20 protein-coding genes are annotated in these 15,430 nt (G+C 72.1%); 9 read left to right on the top strand and 11 right to left on the bottom strand.

What is annotated here, in order from left to right:
• Window positions 1-9 precede the first annotated feature (9 nt).
• From G407_RS0110615 to G407_RS27055, 3 genes are read right to left on the bottom strand one after another with little or no spacing between them, the layout of a single operon-like run.
• Complete coding sequence (locus G407_RS0110615) at window positions 10-441, bottom strand: GtrA family protein (RefSeq protein WP_052341221.1); 432 nt, start codon at window positions 439-441, stop codon at window positions 10-12.
• On the bottom strand, window positions 438-1,121 hold the full coding sequence (locus G407_RS0110620) for a class I SAM-dependent methyltransferase (protein WP_029030780.1): 684 nt from the start codon (window positions 1,119-1,121) through the stop codon (window positions 438-440). Before G407_RS0110620 ends, G407_RS0110615 begins: the two co-directional genes overlap by 4 nt.
• Window positions 1,118-2,128, bottom strand: coding sequence for a glycosyltransferase family 2 protein (locus G407_RS27055; protein ID WP_052341222.1), 1,011 nt, complete (start codon window positions 2,126-2,128; stop codon window positions 1,118-1,120). The genes G407_RS0110620 and G407_RS27055 overlap by 4 nt, the downstream gene beginning before the upstream one ends.
• 233 nt (window positions 2,129-2,361) lie before the next feature.
• Here G407_RS27055 and G407_RS27060 point away from each other — a divergent pair, with 233 nt between their 5' ends.
• Window positions 2,362-2,760, top strand: coding sequence for a hypothetical protein (locus G407_RS27060; protein WP_043539487.1), 399 nt, complete (start codon window positions 2,362-2,364; stop codon window positions 2,758-2,760).
• 45 nt (window positions 2,761-2,805) lie between these two features.
• Here G407_RS27060 and pyk read toward each other — a convergent pair whose 3' ends face one another.
• Genes pyk through G407_RS0110645 form a run of 3 tightly spaced genes read right to left on the bottom strand, consistent with a single transcriptional unit; the run spans window position 2,806 to window position 5,997 of the window.
• Window positions 2,806-4,245 carry a pyruvate kinase gene (gene pyk, locus G407_RS0110635; RefSeq protein ID WP_029030781.1) on the bottom strand — a complete coding sequence of 480 codons (1,440 nt, stop codon included), beginning with the start codon at window positions 4,243-4,245 and terminating at the stop codon, window positions 2,806-2,808.
• The gene (locus G407_RS0110640; protein ID WP_084327452.1) at window positions 4,242-4,724 is read right to left on the bottom strand and encodes a DUF1036 domain-containing protein; all 483 of its coding nucleotides are present in this window, start codon (window positions 4,722-4,724) and stop codon (window positions 4,242-4,244) included. The genes pyk and G407_RS0110640 overlap by 4 nt, the downstream gene beginning before the upstream one ends.
• Entirely contained in the window at window positions 4,696-5,997 is a 1,302-nt protein-coding gene (locus G407_RS0110645) for a glycerate kinase type-2 family protein (protein WP_029030783.1), read from the bottom strand. Before G407_RS0110645 ends, G407_RS0110640 begins: the two co-directional genes overlap by 29 nt.
• Window positions 5,998-6,175: 178 nt before the next feature.
• Between G407_RS0110645 and G407_RS0110650 the strand changes: the two genes are divergently transcribed.
• The 8 genes from G407_RS0110650 to G407_RS0110685 all read left to right on the top strand — a co-directional run bounded on the left by G407_RS0110650 (window position 6,176) and on the right by G407_RS0110685 (window position 10,610).
• Window positions 6,176-6,487 (top strand): DUF1244 domain-containing protein, encoded by a 312-nt coding sequence (locus G407_RS0110650; RefSeq protein ID WP_043539488.1) that lies wholly within the window; start codon window positions 6,176-6,178, stop codon window positions 6,485-6,487.
• A 136-nt stretch (window positions 6,488-6,623) separates the two neighbouring features.
• The gene (locus G407_RS0110655; RefSeq protein ID WP_029030785.1) at window positions 6,624-6,878 is read left to right on the top strand and encodes a DUF2312 domain-containing protein; all 255 of its coding nucleotides are present in this window, start codon (window positions 6,624-6,626) and stop codon (window positions 6,876-6,878) included.
• The gene (locus G407_RS0110660; RefSeq protein ID WP_029030786.1) at window positions 6,875-7,069 is read left to right on the top strand and encodes a hypothetical protein; all 195 of its coding nucleotides are present in this window, start codon (window positions 6,875-6,877) and stop codon (window positions 7,067-7,069) included. The genes G407_RS0110655 and G407_RS0110660 overlap by 4 nt, the downstream gene beginning before the upstream one ends.
• Before the next feature lie 68 nt (window positions 7,070-7,137).
• Entirely contained in the window at window positions 7,138-7,299 is a 162-nt protein-coding gene (locus G407_RS31725; protein ID WP_156917548.1) for a Clp protease/crotonase-like domain-containing protein, read from the top strand.
• Window positions 7,300-7,350: 51 nt separating this feature from the next.
• Window positions 7,351-7,470 carry a cold-shock protein gene (locus tag G407_RS31050; protein WP_156917549.1) on the top strand — a complete coding sequence of 40 codons (120 nt, stop codon included), beginning with the start codon at window positions 7,351-7,353 and terminating at the stop codon, window positions 7,468-7,470.
• A gap of 148 nt (window positions 7,471-7,618) precedes the next feature.
• Window positions 7,619-8,659, top strand: coding sequence for a TRAP transporter substrate-binding protein (locus tag G407_RS0110675; protein ID WP_029030787.1), 1,041 nt, complete (start codon window positions 7,619-7,621; stop codon window positions 8,657-8,659).
• A 73-nt stretch (window positions 8,660-8,732) separates the two neighbouring features.
• On the top strand, window positions 8,733-9,281 hold the full coding sequence (locus G407_RS0110680; RefSeq protein ID WP_029030788.1) for a TRAP transporter small permease subunit: 549 nt from the start codon (window positions 8,733-8,735) through the stop codon (window positions 9,279-9,281).
• Between the two features lie 39 nt (window positions 9,282-9,320).
• On the top strand, window positions 9,321-10,610 hold the full coding sequence (locus tag G407_RS0110685; RefSeq protein ID WP_052341236.1) for a TRAP transporter large permease: 1,290 nt from the start codon (window positions 9,321-9,323) through the stop codon (window positions 10,608-10,610).
• 93 nt (window positions 10,611-10,703) lie between these two features.
• On the opposite strand, the gene G407_RS0110695 is transcribed toward G407_RS0110685, so the two are convergent.
• Genes G407_RS0110695 through G407_RS0110715 form a run of 5 tightly spaced genes read right to left on the bottom strand, consistent with a single transcriptional unit; the run spans window position 10,704 to window position 15,427 of the window.
• Window positions 10,704-11,606: a DMT family transporter gene (locus G407_RS0110695; RefSeq protein WP_029030790.1), complete on the bottom strand. Its 903-nt coding sequence runs from the start codon at window positions 11,604-11,606 to the stop codon at window positions 10,704-10,706.
• The gene (locus G407_RS27065; protein WP_043539489.1) at window positions 11,603-12,970 is read right to left on the bottom strand and encodes a M20/M25/M40 family metallo-hydrolase; all 1,368 of its coding nucleotides are present in this window, start codon (window positions 12,968-12,970) and stop codon (window positions 11,603-11,605) included. Before G407_RS27065 ends, G407_RS0110695 begins: the two co-directional genes overlap by 4 nt.
• Window positions 12,967-13,719: an SDR family NAD(P)-dependent oxidoreductase gene (locus tag G407_RS0110705; protein ID WP_029030791.1), complete on the bottom strand. Its 753-nt coding sequence runs from the start codon at window positions 13,717-13,719 to the stop codon at window positions 12,967-12,969. Before G407_RS0110705 ends, G407_RS27065 begins: the two co-directional genes overlap by 4 nt.
• Window positions 13,689-14,729 carry a ketopantoate reductase family protein gene (locus tag G407_RS0110710; RefSeq protein WP_029030792.1) on the bottom strand — a complete coding sequence of 347 codons (1,041 nt, stop codon included), beginning with the start codon at window positions 14,727-14,729 and terminating at the stop codon, window positions 13,689-13,691. Before G407_RS0110710 ends, G407_RS0110705 begins: the two co-directional genes overlap by 31 nt.
• A complete protein-coding gene (locus tag G407_RS0110715) occupies window positions 14,726-15,427 on the bottom strand; it encodes a creatininase family protein (RefSeq protein ID WP_029030793.1) in 702 nt (233 codons plus the stop codon). Before G407_RS0110715 ends, G407_RS0110710 begins: the two co-directional genes overlap by 4 nt.
• Between the last annotated feature and the right edge of the window lie 3 nt (window positions 15,428-15,430).

Raw genomic sequence — 15,430 nt, forward strand, 5'->3', positions numbered from 1 at the left:
GGGCGTCGCCTAGCGGGAGTGGGGCGTGGTCAGCGCGCGGGCGAAGACGAGGCGCGACAGGGCGAGCGCGTTCGCGGCGGGGATAGCGATCGCCACGACGAGGAAGCTCGCGAGCGGCGGCGCGCCGAAAGCGCCCGTCAGCACGACCGGAATCGCCAGCGCTGCACCCCACCCGGCCGCCGTCAGCAGGGAGAAGCGCCAGGCGGCTTCGCGATGCGGGCGCCGCGAGCGGAAGGTGAAGCCGCGATGGGCGAGATAGGAGAACACCGCCGCGACGGCGTAGGCGCCGATCGAGGCGGCGGCGGCGGGCAGGCCGAGCCGCGCCTCTCCGGCGAAGGCGAGGGCGAGGTAGAGGCCGGTCGACGTGCCGCCCACCGCGAGGAGCCGCACGAGCGGCGTGCGGGCGAGCCGTCCCGCCGCGGCGGCGATGGCGTCCCTCATGCGCGCCCCCAGGCGACGTATTGCGCGCCGAGCGGAAGCTGCGCGAGGCGCCGTTCCAACCCGCGCGCCCACGGCGCGGCGGTGGGGGCGAGGAGGATGTGCGCGCTCTCGACGGCCGTGCAGCCCGCCTGCGCCAGCAGCGCGCGGGCTCGCCGCGCGCCGAGGAGCACCGCGTCGTGGTCGAACGGGCAGCGCGCCACCGCGAGGCGCGTGCCGGGGTTGAGCGGGTTGTGCTCGATCAGGACGACGAGCCCGCCCGGACGCACGACCCGGCGCATGTCGGCCACGAAGGACGGCCAGCACGCCGGCGGCACGTGGTGGACGACGCAGGTCGCGAGCGCGACGTCGACCGAGGCGTCCTCCGCCGGCAGCGCCCCGCCGTCGCCCTCGCGATACTCGGCAAAGGGATTGTCCTGCCGGGCCCGCGCGAGGCTCTGCGCCGAGACGTCCGTCCCGACGAGGCGGCTCACGAGGGGTTGGAGGAGCGGATGCAGCCGCCCGACCCCGCAGCCGACATCGAGCAGGTCGGGCGCGCGCTCGCCGAAATGCCGCGCGAAGAGGCCCGCCAGGAAGTCCGCCTTGGCCGCGAGGAAGAAGTCGTGCGACAGGCCCGAGAAGGCGATCGAGCGGGCGACCTCGTCCTCGTAGCTCTCGCGATAGGCGTCGAAGGAGGCGTTCACCCGGCGACCTCCCGCAGGGGGCGCGCCGCCCCGGCGCCCGGCGCTTCCCCGAGGTTGACGGTGCGCCCGACGACGTAGAGCGGCCGTCCCTTCACCTCGTTGTGGATGCGCCCGACATAGAGCCCCACCACCCCGGTCGTGATCAGGTTGATGCCCGAGAGGAAGGACAGGATGACGGCGAGCGACGCCCAGCCCGGCACCAGCGTCGCGTCGAGCAGGCTCAGCGCGACGACCCAGCCGCCGTATCCCAGCGCCCCGAGCGAGACCGCGAGCCCGAGCCAGAGCACGAGCCGCAGCGGCGCGTCCGAGAACCCGACGATGCCGTCGAAGGCGAGGCGGATCATCTTGCGCATCGAGTACTTGGTCTCGCCGGCCACGCGCGCGAGGCGGTGGTAGGGCACGGCCGCCTGGCGGAAGCCCATCCAGCCGAACATGCCGCGCACGAAGCGGTCGCGCTCCGGCATCGCCTTGAAGGCGTCCACCGCCTTGCGGTCCACGAGCCGGAAGTCGCCGACGTTGCGCGGGATCTCGACGCGGGTGAGCCGCGCGAGCAGCCGGTAGAACAGGCTCGCCGTCCACAGCTTCAGCCGGCTCTCGCCGGCGCGCGAGACGCGCTGGGCGTAGACGATCTCGTAGCCATCGCGCCACTTGGCAATGAGGTCGTGCACGACCTCCGGCGGGTCCTGCAGGTCCGCGTCCATCACGATGACGGCGTCCCCGCGGGCGACGTCCATGCCGGCGGTGATCGCGATCTGGTGCCCGAAGTTGCGCGACAGCGCGAGGTAGCGCCAGCGCGGGTCGTCCTTGGCCTTGCCGGCGGCGAGGATGCCGGAGCGGTCCCGTGAGCCGTCGTCGACGAGGATCACCTCCGCCGGCCCGTCCAGTGCGTCCGTCAGCTGCCCGAGCCGGTGGAACAGGATCGGCAGCGCCAGCTCCTCGTCGAAGATGGGAATGACGAAGGAATAGCGCGGTGTCTCGCTCTCGGCGACGCTCGACGGCACGATGATGCCTCCCCGGTGCTGGGCCGCGGGGATTAGGGGGGAGGGGGCGTTAGGAAAGTCTCAGCGGGTACGGGTGAGGCGCGGGTAGGGTTAAGCGGGCGTTGAGGGCGGCGGTCGGCGCTCGCCTGCGAAGGCGGCATCCGCAACATCCCCGACACCTTTCACGCGACTCGCATCGACGAACCAGCGGTGGTGTGCCACATTGCCGCCACATTGGACTATCTGGGGGTGGGCGGCACATGCGTATCCCGATTGCGATCATGGTGGCGGCCGCGCTGGCGGGCTGCGCCTCTCGTGCGAACGACGTCACGGCGGCCTACGTCTCGCCGCTGACCTACGAGAGCTACACGTGCGACCAGCTCCGCGAGGAGGCGGCGCGGGTCTCCTCGCGCGCGGTCGCGGCGACCGGCGCACAGAACCAGCGCGCCTCGAACGACGCCGTGGCGACCGGCGTGAGCCTCGTCCTGTTCTGGCCGGCGGCGTTCCTCGTGCGCGGCGACGGCGCTCAGGCGGCCGAGCTCGCCCGCCTCAAGGGCGAGATGGACGCGATCGAGCAGGTCTCGACGCGCAAGCAGTGCGGCATCGAGTTCCAGCGCGCGCCGCAGCCGGTGGCGACGCCGGTGGCGGAGCGCGGCTGAGGCGCGAGCGGCTCGGACGGCGCGCCCGACGGCCCCGGCCGAGCCTCACGCCGCGTCGGCATGCTCCTGCTTCACGAACGCGATGCGCACCATGTTCGTCGCCCCCGGGGTCCCGAAGGGCACGCCGGCGACGACGATCACCCGCTCGCCCACCTTGGCGAGGCCGGTGCGCACCGCGAACTTGCAGGCGCGGAAGGTCATGTCGTCGACGTCGTGGGCGTCGCGGGTCATGATCGGGTGGACGCCCCAGCCGAGCTGGGCGCGCCGGGCCGCGCCGCGGCTCGGGGTGAGCGCCACGATCGTCGAGTTCGGCCGCTCGCGGGCGATGCGCAGCGCGGTCGCGCCGGACGAGGTCCAGGCGCAGATCACGTTGATGCCCAGCGTGTCGGCGATGCGGTGCGCGGCGGCAGCGATCGCGTCCGAGCCGGTCGCCTCGGGCTCGGCCTGCTGGGAGGCGATGATCGTCCAGTAGAGCTCCTCCTGCTCCACCTGCGTGGCGATGCGGTCCATCGTGGCCACCGCCTCGAGCGGATACTGGCCCGCCGCGCTCTCGGCCGAGAGCATCACCGCGTCCGCGCCCTCGTAGACCGCCGTCGCGACGTCGGAGACCTCGGCGCGGGTGGGGACGGGGGCGGTGATCATGGATTCGAGCATCTGCGTCGCCACGATCACCGGCTTGCCGAGCCGTCGCGCGCCCCGCGTGATGCGCTTCTGGATGCCGGGCACCTGCTCGAGCGGCATCTCGACGCCGAGGTCGCCGCGCGCCACCATCAGCGCGTCCGAGATCTCCATGATCTCGTCGAGGCGCTGGAGCGCCTGCGGCTTCTCGATCTTGGCGAGCACCTGGGCGCGGCCGCGGGTGACCTTCTTCACCTCGGCGATGTCCTCGGGCCGCTGCACGAAGGAGAGCGCCACCCAGTCGACGCCGATCTCCATGGCCGCCTCGAGGTCCGAGCGGTCCTTCGGCGTCATCGCGGAGACGGGGAGCTGCGTATCGGGCAGGGAGACGCCCTTGCGGTTCGAGATCGTGCCGCCGACGACGACGCGGGTCACGGCCTTCCTGCCGGGCACGACGTCCTCGACCACGAGCCGCAGCTTGCCGTCGTCGATGATGACGACGTGCTCGGGCTCGAGCGCGGAGAGGATCTCCGGATGGGGCAGGTGGACGCGGTGCGCGTCGCCCGGGCGCGGGTCGTCGTCGAGGACGAACCGGTCGCCGGCCATGATCTCCGCTCGGTCGCCGGAGAAGGTGCCCACGCGCAGCTTCGGTCCCTGGAGGTCGACGAGGACCGGCACGGGCGTGCGAACGCGCTCCTCCACCTCCCGGACCATCTCGACGCGCGCGCGCAGGTCGTCGCGCGAGAGATGGCTCATGTTGATGCGGAACATGTCCGCCCCGGCCTCGTGCAGCCGGCAGGCCATCTCGACCGTGCTGGAAGCGGGTCCCAGGGTGGCGACGATCTTGGTGCGTCTCGATCGCGTCATCGCAGAGCGGCTCCGGGTCTATCGGGATCGGTGAGCTGGATGGTCCAGCTGCGCTGCTGGCCGGTGTCGACTTCGAAGAAGCCGTTTCGGTCGAAGCCGCGGGCGAGGCAGTCCTCGACGCCGCGGATGGTGAACTCGCGCTCGCGGGTGCACATCTGCGTGCGCCCGCCCCACTCGCCGCCGCGGTCGTAGTCGATCGCGTAGACATAGTAGAAGCGCGAGGCGAGGGCACCCTCCAGCAGGGTCTCGCAGGCGCGCGGGTCGAGGTTCCACCAGCCCTCGGTGATCCAGCCGTCGGCATCGCGATGGCCGACGGCGATGCCGACGCGCGAGCCCGTCATGTTGCACAGGCGCAGATCCGCAGCCGCCGGGCGCGACGCGAGCGTCGTGGCGAGCGACGCCAGGGCGCATGCGGCGAGGAGGCGTGCGGCGCGCGCGCGGACGCGCCGCTCAGTCGACGAGGATGATGCGGCAGTCATTGACGTTCGTGCGGGTGGGGCCGGGGGCGTGCAGATCGGAAAGGGTCTCGAAGAAGGCCGTTGAATCGTTTTCGTCCAGAAACCGCGCGGCGTCCAGGCCCTTCGCGCGGGCGCGCGCCAGGGTGGTCTCGTCGACGAAGGCGCCCGCCGGGTCCGAGGACGCGCCGGACCCGCCGTCGGTTCCGTCGGTGTCCCCCGCCAGCGCGGCGATGCCGGGGGTCTCCTCCAGCGCCAGCGCGAGGGCGAGCGCATATTCCTGGTTCGGCCCGCCGCGCCCCGCGCCGCGGATCGTCACCGTGAGCTCGCCGCCGGACAGGATGGCGACGCGCCGCCCCGCCGCCTTCTCGGCGCGGGCGCGGGCGGCGTGGGCGCGGGCGACCTCGCGCGCCTCGCCCTCGACGTCCGCGCCGAGCACGATCGGCTCGTAGCCTGCGGCGCCGGCGGCCCGGGCTGCGGCCTCGATCGCCTCGGCGGGGCGGGCGATCACGGTGAAGCGCGTGCGGGCGAAGCAGGGATCGCCGGGCTTGGGCGTCTCGTTGGCGGGATCGTCGAGGAGCCGGCGCGCGGCGTCGGGAAGCGCGAGGCCGTACTTGGAGACGACGGCGCGGGCATCCGCGCTCGTCGTCGGGTCGGGCACCGTCGGGCCCGACGCGATGGTGGCGGGGTCGTCGCCCGGCACGTCCGAGATGGCGAAGGCCTCGAGCCGCGCGGGGGCGGCGAGCGCGGCGAGGCGCCCGCCCTTGATCAGCGAGAGGCGCTTCCTCACGCAGTTGATCTCGCCGATCGAGGCACCGCAGCGCAGGAGCGCCCTCGTCACCGCCTGCTTGTCGGCGAGCGTCAGGTCGCCCGCGGGCGCGATCCAGTTGGCCGAGCCGCCCCCCGAGATCAGCGCGAGCACGAGGTCGTCGGGTCCCGCCTCGCGGGCGAGCCGCAGCGTCTCGCGCGTGGCCGCGACGCCCGCCTCGTCGGGCATCGGGTGCCCGGCCTCGACGACGCGAATCGGGCCGGCGTCCTGCGCGTAGCCGTGGCGGCACACCGCGAGCCCGCCGATCCGCCCCGGAGCGACGCCCGCCTCCGCGTAGTGCGCCGCGGCGGCCGCCGCGAGGCTCGCGCCGGCCTTTCCCGTGGCGAGAACGACGATGCGTCCGGCGGAGGGCGCGGGCGGCAGGTGCGGCGGCAGGCACGTCTGCGGATGCGCACGCGCCACGGCGGCGTCGAAAATCCGCGCGGCGAGCGCGCGGCGCGCGGCGGCGTCGGTCGTCCCTGCTCGCATCGGTCCCTCCCGCACCCGAGCGCTATGCGCGCTTCTCGAAGGTTCTGTTTCCTTCCTTATGCCTTTTCAGGCGCGGGGTCATCCGCCATATCGTGGGCACGACGTCTCATCCACGGACGAGCGCGCCGTCGCGCTCTCCGAGGACGAGATCCGATCCACGCCATCGAGGACCGACGGCATGCGCTTCTCAGACCTGGACCCGGCGACCCGCACCGAGCTCGAGGCCGCGGCCTTCCGCCGCCTCCTCGCCCACCTGGCCTCGCGCCCCGACGCGCAGAACATCGACCTGATGAACCTCGCCGGCTTCTGCCGCAATTGCCTCTCGAACTGGCTCAAGGACGCCGCCGACGAGCGCGCCGTCGCGCTCTCCAAGGACGAGAGCCGCGAGGCGGTCTACGGCATGCCCTACGACGCCTGGAAGGCGAAGCACCAGGGGGAGGCGACGCCGGAGCAGAAGGCGGCCTTCGAGAAGGCGCAGGGCGAGCATTGAGGCGCGACGCGCGGGCGCCGGCGCCTGTGGCTCTCGCGCCCTTGCCAGAGGCCCCGCGGTTCTCTATCGCAACCGCCTCGTCTCGCGTGCCGGCACCGGCACGCCTCGCCCGCCTTCATCACGAGAGGACATCGCCATGGTCGCCGACGTCGCCGATTCCGGGGTAGCCGCCGACGAGCTGCGCCAGTTCATCGAGCGCATCGAGCGGCTCGAGGAGGAGAAGGCCGGCATCCAGTCCGACATCAAGGACGTCTTCGCCGAGCTGAAGGGCCGCGGCTTCGACGCCAAGGCCGTGCGCCAGATCCTCAGGATCCGCAAGAAGGACGCGTCCGAGCGCCAGGAGGAGGAGGCGATCCTCGAGCTCTACATGCAGGCGCTCGGGATGGCGTGACGACCGGGAGCGTCTTCCACCTGCTCCAGACCGCGTCCCGCCATTCGGTCGACCGCCACGTCGGCGTGCCGCCCCGGGGCCGGCACGGCGAGGCCTATCGCGGCCACGCCACGTGGGACGAGCTGTTCATCTTCCCCTACTCGAACCTGCGCCTGCCCGTCCTCACCCGCGCCCTGCTGCGCTACCGCTAGCGTCGCCTCGACGAGGCCCGCCGGCTCGCCCCGGAGGCGGGCTCGACAACAACGCCTGCACGAACGTCATGGCCCCTCGGCTGCTGTCGCGGGTCGTCGACGTTCTCGACCTGCTCGCCCCCGACGACCGCGCCCGGCTGATCGACCGTCTGGACGTCACCGACGGCGGGCTGGCGCCGTGGAACGAGATCAGCCGCGCGCTCCACGACGATTGCACGGAGCGGACCTGAAACGGGACGGTCCGTCGCGCGTTCGGCACGGGAGAGCGAAAGGAGACGATCGTGCCCACCGGCACCGTCGAGGGGTCCGCCCCCGAGAAGGGCAACGGCTTCATCGAGTCCGAGGGCGGCGGAAAGGACGTGTTCGTCCACGGCGGCGCCGTCGACCGGCGGCCGGCGTGAACCGTTGCGCGCGTCCGCGCACCACCGGACCCGGGCCGCCGATTTCACGCGCTGCCCTGGATCGGTCACAGAGCCGGGGCGTTGACGATCCGCTCGCCGCCATGGCACTCCAGGAGAGCAAAGATAAGAAGCTAGGGAGGAACTGTCGATGAATTACGCTCAGAAATTGCTCGCATCCAGCGCGGCCGCGGTCGTGATCGCCTCGGGCCTCGCGGTCCCCGAAGCCGCGGCCCAGGACTTCGCGCTGCGCTTCCAGTCGTCCGACCCCGCCGGCAACCCGAATTTCGTGCTCAAGCAGGAATGGGCGGAGCGCGTCGCCGAGATGTCGGGCGGGCGCGTCACCATCGAGATGCTCCCGGTCGGCTCGATCGTCGAGCACACCGAGACGCAGGACGCGGTGGCTGCCGGCATCATCGACGGACACGTCACCGACACGAGCTACTTCACCGGCAAGGACCCCGCCTTCGGCCTGATCGCGAACCCGGTCGGCGCCTGGAGCTCGCCGGACCAGATGCTCCAGTTCGTCGAATACGGCGGCGGCAAGGAGCTGATGAACGAGCTCCTCAACCCCTACGGCCTCCAGTTCATCGGCGCGACGACGCCGGGCCTCGAGTCCTTCGTCTCCAAGGTGCCCCTCGACGGCGTCGAGGATCTCCAGGGCCTGAAGCTGCGCGCGCCCGAGGGCCTCGTGCAGAACGTCTTCGCCGCCGCGGGCGCCGCACCGGTGAACCTGCCCGGGTCGGAGGTGTTCACCTCCCTCGACAAGGGCGTGATCGACGCGGCCGACTATACCGTGTTCTCGACGAACCAGGCGCAGGGCCTGCACGACGTCGCCCCGCATCCGGTCTATCCGGGCTTCCATTCGCTGCCGCTCATCGAGGTCTCGATGAACAAGGCGACCTGGGACTCGATGCCGGCCGACCTGCAGGCGATCCTCGAGGTCTCCGTGCGCGACTTCGCCCGGGACATGACCTCCCAGCTCGCCCTGCGTGATCAGAAGGCCGTGGCCGAGGCGCGCGCCAACCCGGAGATCACGATCCACGACTGGTCCGACGAGGAGCGCGCCAAGTTCCGCGCCATCGCGGTCCGCGAGTGGAGCAACGTCGCCGAGCAGTCCGAGAACGCCCAGCGCGTGTTCGACGCGCTGACCACGCACCTCACGGACGTGGGCCTGCTCACCGCCGAGTGAGGCCGGCTGTCCCGCCGCGGCGCGCCGTCGCGCCGCGGCCCCGGCCTTCCGAGTTCCGTGAAAGGTGGCCCGGATGGACCAGCCTCCGTCGGCCGACGCACCGCGCAAGGAGCCCGACGCGATCCCCGCGGCGGGGCTTCTCGGCCGGGGCATCAACGCGCTCTCCACCCTGTTCTCGCTCGCCATCATCGCATCGGCGGCGGTCCTCGTGATGGAGATCGCGCTTCGCTACGTCTTCAACGCGCCCACGATCTGGGCCCACGAGACGGTGATCTTCCTCACCGCCATCACCTTCGTCTACGGCGGCCTGCTGGTCGCCGCGCGCGACAGGCACATCCGGGTGGTGCTCATCTACGACGCCCTGCAGCCGGGCGCGCGACGCATCCTGAACGTCGCGATCTCGATCGCCAACGCGGTCGCGTCCGCCATCTTCGCCTGGGCCGCCTGGCAGGTCGTGCGCCGCGCGATCTGGACGCCCGCGGGAGCGTTCCGCCTGGAGACGTCGGGCTCGGCCTGGAACCCGCCGACGCCGGGCCTGCTCAAGGTCTTCCTCTTCGTCGTGCTCATCGTGATGGCGCTGCAGTTCGCCGTGCTCGCGATCAACTACGCCCGGGGGCGGTGAGGCTTGGACCTGCTCGGCTTCCTCCCCGACTTCAAGGCCATGGGCATCGAGACGGCGACGCTGCTCATGTTCGGCGCGCTGATGGCACTGCTGCTCACCGGCATGCCGCTCGCCTTCGTGACGCTGCTCGTCGCGCTGATCTTCGCGCTCGGCTGGTTCGGCCCGATGGCGGTGCCGCTGATCGCGAGCCGGATCTTCTCCTTCGTCAACAGCTTCGTCTTCGCCTCGGTGCCGATGTTCGTCCTGATGGCGGCGATCCTCGACCGCTCCGGCATCGCGCGCGACCTGTTCGACGCCATGCGCCTGATCGGCGGGCGGCTGCGCGGCGGCGTCGCCATCCAGACGCTCGTCGTCGCGGTCGTGCTCGCGGCGATGTCGGGGATCATCGGCGGCGAGGTGGTGCTGCTCGGCGTCATCGCCCTGCCGCAGATGCTGCGGCTCGGCTACGACCGCAGCCTCGCCATCGGCGTGTGCTGCGCCGGCGGGGCACTCGGCACGATGGTGCCGCCCTCGATCGTGCTGATCATCTACGGGCTCTCGGCGAACGTCTCGATCGGCGGGCTGTTCACCGCCGCCTTCCTGCCGGGACTGATGCTGGCCTCGTTCTACGTCGCCTACGTGCTCGTGCGCGCCTACCTCGACCCGAAGGTCGCGCCGGTCCCGGAGCCCGGCGCGGTCTCGAAGACCGAGCGCAACCGGCTCCTGATCGGCGTCTCGCTGCCGCTCCTCGTCGTCGTGATGGTGCTCGGCTCGATCTACGGCGGCTTCGCCAGCGTGACGGAAGCCTCCGCCATCGGTGTTCTCGGCGTGACGCTCGCCACCGTGGTGCGCGGGGAGTTCTCGCGCACGCTGATCATGGGCGCAGCGACCCAGACGCTCGCCACCGTGGGCATGATCGTCTGGATCGGCATCGGCGCCTCCGCGCTGGTCGGCGTCTTCAACCTGATGGGGGGCCTGCGCTTCGTTCAGGGACTGATCACCGGCATCTCCGAGGAGCCGATCGTGATCATCCTCTTCATGATGCTGATCCTGTTCGTGCTCGGCATGTTCCTGGACTGGGTGGGCATCGCCCTCCTCACGGTGCCGATCTTCGTGCCGATCGTGATCGAGCTCGGCTACGACCCGATCTGGTTCGGCGTGCTCTTCGCCATGAACATGCAGGTGAGCTTCCTCTCGCCGCCCTTCGGGCCCGCCGCCTTCTACCTGAAATCGGTGGCGCCGCCGGACATGACGCTCGGCGAGATCTTCCGCGCGCTCCTGCCCTTCATCGCCCTGCAGATCGTCGCGGTTGGCGTCCTCATCGCCTTCCCCGGCATCACCGGGCGCTGAGGACGGTCGCGACGGCTTGCTCGACGGCGGAGCGCCAGCGCGGCTCGGGCCATTGCCAGGGCTGCAGGTCGCCGTGGTCCTCGGGCGTGTCGGTCATGATCGGGGCTCCGTCTTCGTCGTCGCCCGCGGGCGACGGGCATGGAGGAGAAGGGCGCTCGCGACGATCAGCCCCGCGCCGATCCAGAACACGGACGCGGGCGCCTCGCCGAAGACGAGGAAGCCCGCCAGCGTCGCGAAGACGAGGCGCACATAGGGGATGGGCGCGAGCGCCGAGACCTCGCCCACCCGGTAGGCCTCGATCGTCAGCCACATGCCCAGCGTCCCGACGCCGCCGATGAGCACGAGGAGCAGGAGGTCGCGCCCCACGGGCACGCTCCAGTCGAGAGCCGCCACGGGCAGGCTGCCCGCGACCGTGACGATGCCGATATAGGCCATGATGGTGGGCGTCGGCTCGCTCGCCGAGAGGCGGCGGTTCATCAGCACGATCCCCGCGCCGCCGAGCGAGGCGGCGAGCCCCAGGAGCACCGCGGGCTCGAACCCCACGGTGCCGAGCCCCGAGGCGATCACCACGCCGACGAAGCCTATGAGCGTCGCCGCGACCCGCGCGCGCCCGACCGTCTCGCCCATCACCGGCCCGGCCAGCGCCACGACGAAGAGCGAGGTCGTGAAGGTGAGCACGGTGGCGAGCGCGATCTCGAGCCGCACGAAGCTCGCGTAGTACAAGGCCCAGCAGAACAGGCTGAGCAGCCCGCGCACCACGTGCAGCCCCGGCCGCGACGTGCGAAAGCCCGCGGGGCCGCGCGTGGCCAGGAGCCACGTCGTCGCGAACAGGAGCTGCGCGCCGGCGCGGAAGACCACGATGTCGATCTGGCTGACCGCAGGGCTGGTCAGCCGCACGAGCACGATCTCCAGCGTGAAGGCGAGCGCGGCGCACACGAGCAGGATCGCCCCGCGCAGGGTCGATTGCGGCGTCGCCGGCGCGGCCAGGCTCGTCATCCCGGCCACGGCGCGCGGCCGAGCCGCTCCAGCACGTCGCGCCAGCCGGCGACGCCGTCCGCGAGGCCGGAGAGGCGGATGTGCTCGTTGGGCGCGTGGAAGTCCTCGTCCGCCGTGGAGCAGGAGAACATGACCGTCTCGATGCCGAGGATGCGCGCGAACAGCGCCGTGATCGGCAAGGTCGCGCCGATGCGCATGCGCAGAGGCCGCCGGCCGGCCTGTATCGCCACGGTCTCCTCCACGGCCGCGAGCAGCCAGTGCTCCGAGGGGAGCCGCGTCGCCTCCACGCCGCCCTCCTCGTGGTGGACGGACAGCGTCGCGAACGGCGGGCAGTGCCGGATCAGATGCGCCTCGACCAGGTCGCGGCAGCGCGCCGGGTCCTGGCCCGGCGCGAGGCGCATGGTGATCTTCGCCCCGGCCCGCGCGGGGATCACGGTCTTCGAGCCCGGCCCGTCGTAGCCGCCGAAGATCCCGTTGATCTCGAGCGTCGGCCGGAACCAGAGACGGTCGATGGGCGCGAAGGCCGCGTCGCCCGCGGGAACCGCGCCGACCTCGGCGAGCACGGCGTCGGCGTCGAAGGGAAACGCCTGTGCCGCCGCCCGCTCGACCGGATCCGGGGTGGTCACGTCGTCGTTGAAGCCTGTGACCGCGATCGCGCCGTCCTCTCGGTGCAGGCTCGCGACGAGCCGCGCCGCGACCTGCGCGGCGTTCGGCGCGATGCCGCCGTAGCGACCCGAATGCAGGTCCTTGGCGGCGGTGCGCACCCGAAACTCGAGGGCCGCGATGCCGCGCGTGCCGACATTGACCGTCGGCAGGTCGGGGCGCCACCGCGCGCCGTCGGCGGAGAGGCATGCGTCTGCGGAGAGCCGCTCGCGGTGGCGCTCGAGCAGCGCGCCGAGCGTGCGGCTGCCGACCTCCTCCTCGCCTTCGAGCAGGATCTTGACGTTGACCGGCAGGCCGCCGGTCTCGGCCATCAGCCGCTCCAGCGCGAATAGAGCCGCCGCGACCGGGCCCTTGTCGTCCGAGGCGCCCCGTGCGTAGAGCCGCCCGTCGCGCTCGGTCGCGACGAAGGGCGGGCTCTCCCAGAGGTCGAGCGGATCCGGCGGCTGGACGTCGTAATGGCCGTAGACCAGGAGCGTCGGCTTGCCCGGGGCGTGCAGCCACTCGGCATAGAGCGCCGGATGGCCGCCGCCGTCGAGCTCGACGATGCCCTCGAAGCCGATGGCTGCGAGCCAGCCGGCGAGGAGCGCGCGGGCCTGCCCCATCGCCGGCCCGGAGGCCGGGTCGGCGCTGACGGAGGGGATGGCGAGGAGCCGCTCCAGGCGCTCTCGCTCGGGCGTGCCCGCGGCGAAGGGCGCGCTCACGAGCGCCCTCCGTCGACGGACAGGATCTGGCCCGAGATCCAGGACGCCCGGTCCGACGCGAGGAAGAGCACCGCGTCCGCGATGTCCTCCGGGCGCCCGAGCCGGCGTGTGTGGATGCTCTCGACGAGCCGCTTCTGGCCCTCGGGGCCGTAGCTCTCCCATTGTCGCTGCGTGGCGGGGTTCGACAGCACGAAGCCCGGCGCGACGCTGTTCACCGTGATGCCGTGCGGCCCGAGCTCCTGGCTGAGCTGCTTGGTGAGCCCCACCAGCGCGTGTTTCGCCGCCGTGTAGGCCTGGATGCCGGTGAGGCTCGGGCGCAGGCCCGCGCCCGAGGAGATCGTGACGATCCGCCCGAAGCCGCCGGCCTTCATGGCCGGCGCGGCGGCCTGGGCGCACCAGAGCGCGCTCTCGACATTGGCCTCGAACAGCACGCGCCAGGAGGCCTCGTCGATCTCCTCGAGCGGGCGCGCCACCTGCCCGCGCACGCCGCCGGCGCAGCAGACGAGGGTGTCGATCCCGTCGCCCTCCGCTGCGACGGCGGCGAACGCCGCCTGCACGGCGGCGCGGTCGGCGAGGTCGAGGCTCGCGGTGGCGACGCCGTCCGCCTCGAGCAGCGCGAGGCCGTCGGGGTCGCGATCGAGCGCGTGGACGCGCGCGCCCTCGGCGGCGAAGGCGCGCGCGACGGCGCGGCCGATGCCCTGGGCCGCGCCGGTGACCGCTACGCGGCGGGTCGAGAGGTCGATGTGCATGTGTCGAGCAACATGTCCAGAGTGTCGAAGGATTGCGGGCGGCGGCCGTCCTCGATGTCGTGGATCAGCGCAACGAGTCGCCCGATGGCCGGCGTGGCGATGCCGGCGGCCTGCGCCTCCTCGGCGATCACCGCGATCTGCGCGTCGACCTCGGTCTTGCGCTTGCGCACGGCGAGATCGCGCCAGACGCCGGAATGGGTCTTGGCGGTGCGGCTGTTGAAGTCCGCCATCGCCGCGACGGAGGCGCGGGCGGCCTCCTCGGGCGCGCCCGGCGCGAAGGCTGCGGGGTCGAAGCCGTTGAAGCCGAGCGGGCGCACGCCCTTGGCCTGCGCCACCGCCATCACCTCGCAGCCCAGCGCGCGGAAGACCGGGAAGTGGCGCGCGCTGGCGAAGTTCTCGGTCATCGAGGCCGGGGTGAGCGCGGTGGCGAACAGCATCGCGCCGTAGCCGAGCTTGCCCCAGAGATAGCCCCAGATGTTGTCGGTGAGCACCGCCTGTGGCTCGTAGATCGAGAGCAGGCGATGGACCTCGCGCACGCGGTCGGTCTCCCGGCCGTCGAGCTCGCCCACCGCGACGGTGGCGCGGTTGCCGAGCAGGACGCGCCCCGGCGCGAGCCAGTCCGCGCCGTAGTTGACGAAGCAGCCGATGGTGCGCTCGACGCCGATCTCCTCGGCGATGACGAGCTCGTTGAGCCCGTTCTGCGCGGAGACGACATAGCCGTCCTCCGCCAGGTGCGGGCGGATGGCGCGGATCGCGTCGCTCGTGTGGTGCGCCTTCACCGCGAGGAACACCCGGGTGAAGGTTCCCTCGACCTCCTCCGGCGTCGCCGCGCGCACGGCCTGGGTGAAGGTCTCGACCGGGCCCTCGATCGAGAGCCCGTCGCGGTTCATGGCCGCGACGTGGTCGGCCGCGATGTCGACGAGGAGCACGTCCTCGCCGGCGCGGGCGAGATAGGCGCCGAGCACGCCGCCGATGGCGCCCGCGCCCCAGATCAGGACGGGACCGGTCATGCCCAGTCCCCCTCGAGCTGCGCGCGCGTCTCGGCGGTCGCGACGTCCCAGATCGCCAGCATGTCGGCGTCGGGGCGCTGGTAGAGGCCGCCGAAATTGCCGTCGCCGAGGATCTCGCGGGCGCGCATCGCGGGCAGGCTGCGCATGCGCTCGATGTCGGCCATGGGCTTCTGCTCGGGGGGCGCGGCGACGCCGGCGAGCCGGGTCCAGGGGAAGTTCTCCATCCAGGAGGCGTGGGAGGCGAGCGGGTCGGTCTCCTTCACCTTCGCCATGGTCTGCGGCGCGGACCACCAATTGTGGAAGCGCACCCGGCATTCCGGGTTGTCGGTCATCCACTCCATCGCGCCGGTCTGGGCCGGGCTGTTGCCGCCGTGGCCGTTGACCAGCAGGATGCGCCGGAAGCCGGTGCGGGCGAGGCTGTCGAGCACGTCGCGCACCACCGCGAGATAGGTCGCGAGCCGCAGCGACACCGTTCCCGGATAGGCCGCGAAGTACGGCGTCACGCCGTAGGCGAGGACCGGGAACACAGGCACCCCGAGCGGCTCGGCCGCCTCGAGCGCGATGCGCTCGGACAGGATGGCGTCGACGCAGTTCGACAGGTAGGCGTGCTGCTCGGTGGAGCCCAGAGGCACCACGCAGCGGTCGTCGCGGCGAAGGTAGTCCTCCACCTGCATCCAGTTGGTCTCGGCGATCTTCAAGTC

The sequence above is a fragment of the Salinarimonas rosea DSM 21201 genome, from assembly GCF_000429045.1.
Lineage (GTDB): Bacteria > Pseudomonadota > Alphaproteobacteria > Rhizobiales > Beijerinckiaceae > Salinarimonas > Salinarimonas rosea.

Coding starts and splice junctions, on each gene's coding strand:
- G407_RS0110615 (WP_052341221.1), bottom strand. CDS start 441: ATGAGGGACGCCATCGCCGCCGCGGCGGGACGGCTCGCCCGCACGCCG.
- G407_RS27060 (WP_043539487.1), top strand. CDS start 2,362: ATGCGTATCCCGATTGCGATCATGGTGGCGGCCGCGCTGGCGGGCTGC.
- pyk (WP_029030781.1), bottom strand. CDS start 4,245: ATGACGCGATCGAGACGCACCAAGATCGTCGCCACCCTGGGACCCGCT.
- G407_RS0110640 (WP_084327452.1), bottom strand. CDS start 4,724: ATGACTGCCGCATCATCCTCGTCGACTGAGCGGCGCGTCCGCGCGCGC.
- G407_RS0110645 (WP_029030783.1), bottom strand. CDS start 5,997: ATGCGAGCAGGGACGACCGACGCCGCCGCGCGCCGCGCGCTCGCCGCG.
- G407_RS0110650 (WP_043539488.1), top strand. CDS start 6,176: ATGCGCTTCTCAGACCTGGACCCGGCGACCCGCACCGAGCTCGAGGCC.
- G407_RS0110655 (WP_029030785.1), top strand. CDS start 6,624: ATGGTCGCCGACGTCGCCGATTCCGGGGTAGCCGCCGACGAGCTGCGC.
- G407_RS31725 (WP_156917548.1), top strand. CDS start 7,138: ATGGCCCCTCGGCTGCTGTCGCGGGTCGTCGACGTTCTCGACCTGCTC.
- G407_RS0110675 (WP_029030787.1), top strand. CDS start 7,619: ATGAATTACGCTCAGAAATTGCTCGCATCCAGCGCGGCCGCGGTCGTG.
- G407_RS0110680 (WP_029030788.1), top strand. CDS start 8,733: ATGGACCAGCCTCCGTCGGCCGACGCACCGCGCAAGGAGCCCGACGCG.
- G407_RS0110685 (WP_052341236.1), top strand. CDS start 9,321: ATGGGCATCGAGACGGCGACGCTGCTCATGTTCGGCGCGCTGATGGCA.
- G407_RS0110695 (WP_029030790.1), bottom strand. CDS start 11,606: ATGACGAGCCTGGCCGCGCCGGCGACGCCGCAATCGACCCTGCGCGGG.
- G407_RS0110705 (WP_029030791.1), bottom strand. CDS start 13,719: ATGCACATCGACCTCTCGACCCGCCGCGTAGCGGTCACCGGCGCGGCC.
- G407_RS0110710 (WP_029030792.1), bottom strand. CDS start 14,729: ATGACCGGTCCCGTCCTGATCTGGGGCGCGGGCGCCATCGGCGGCGTG.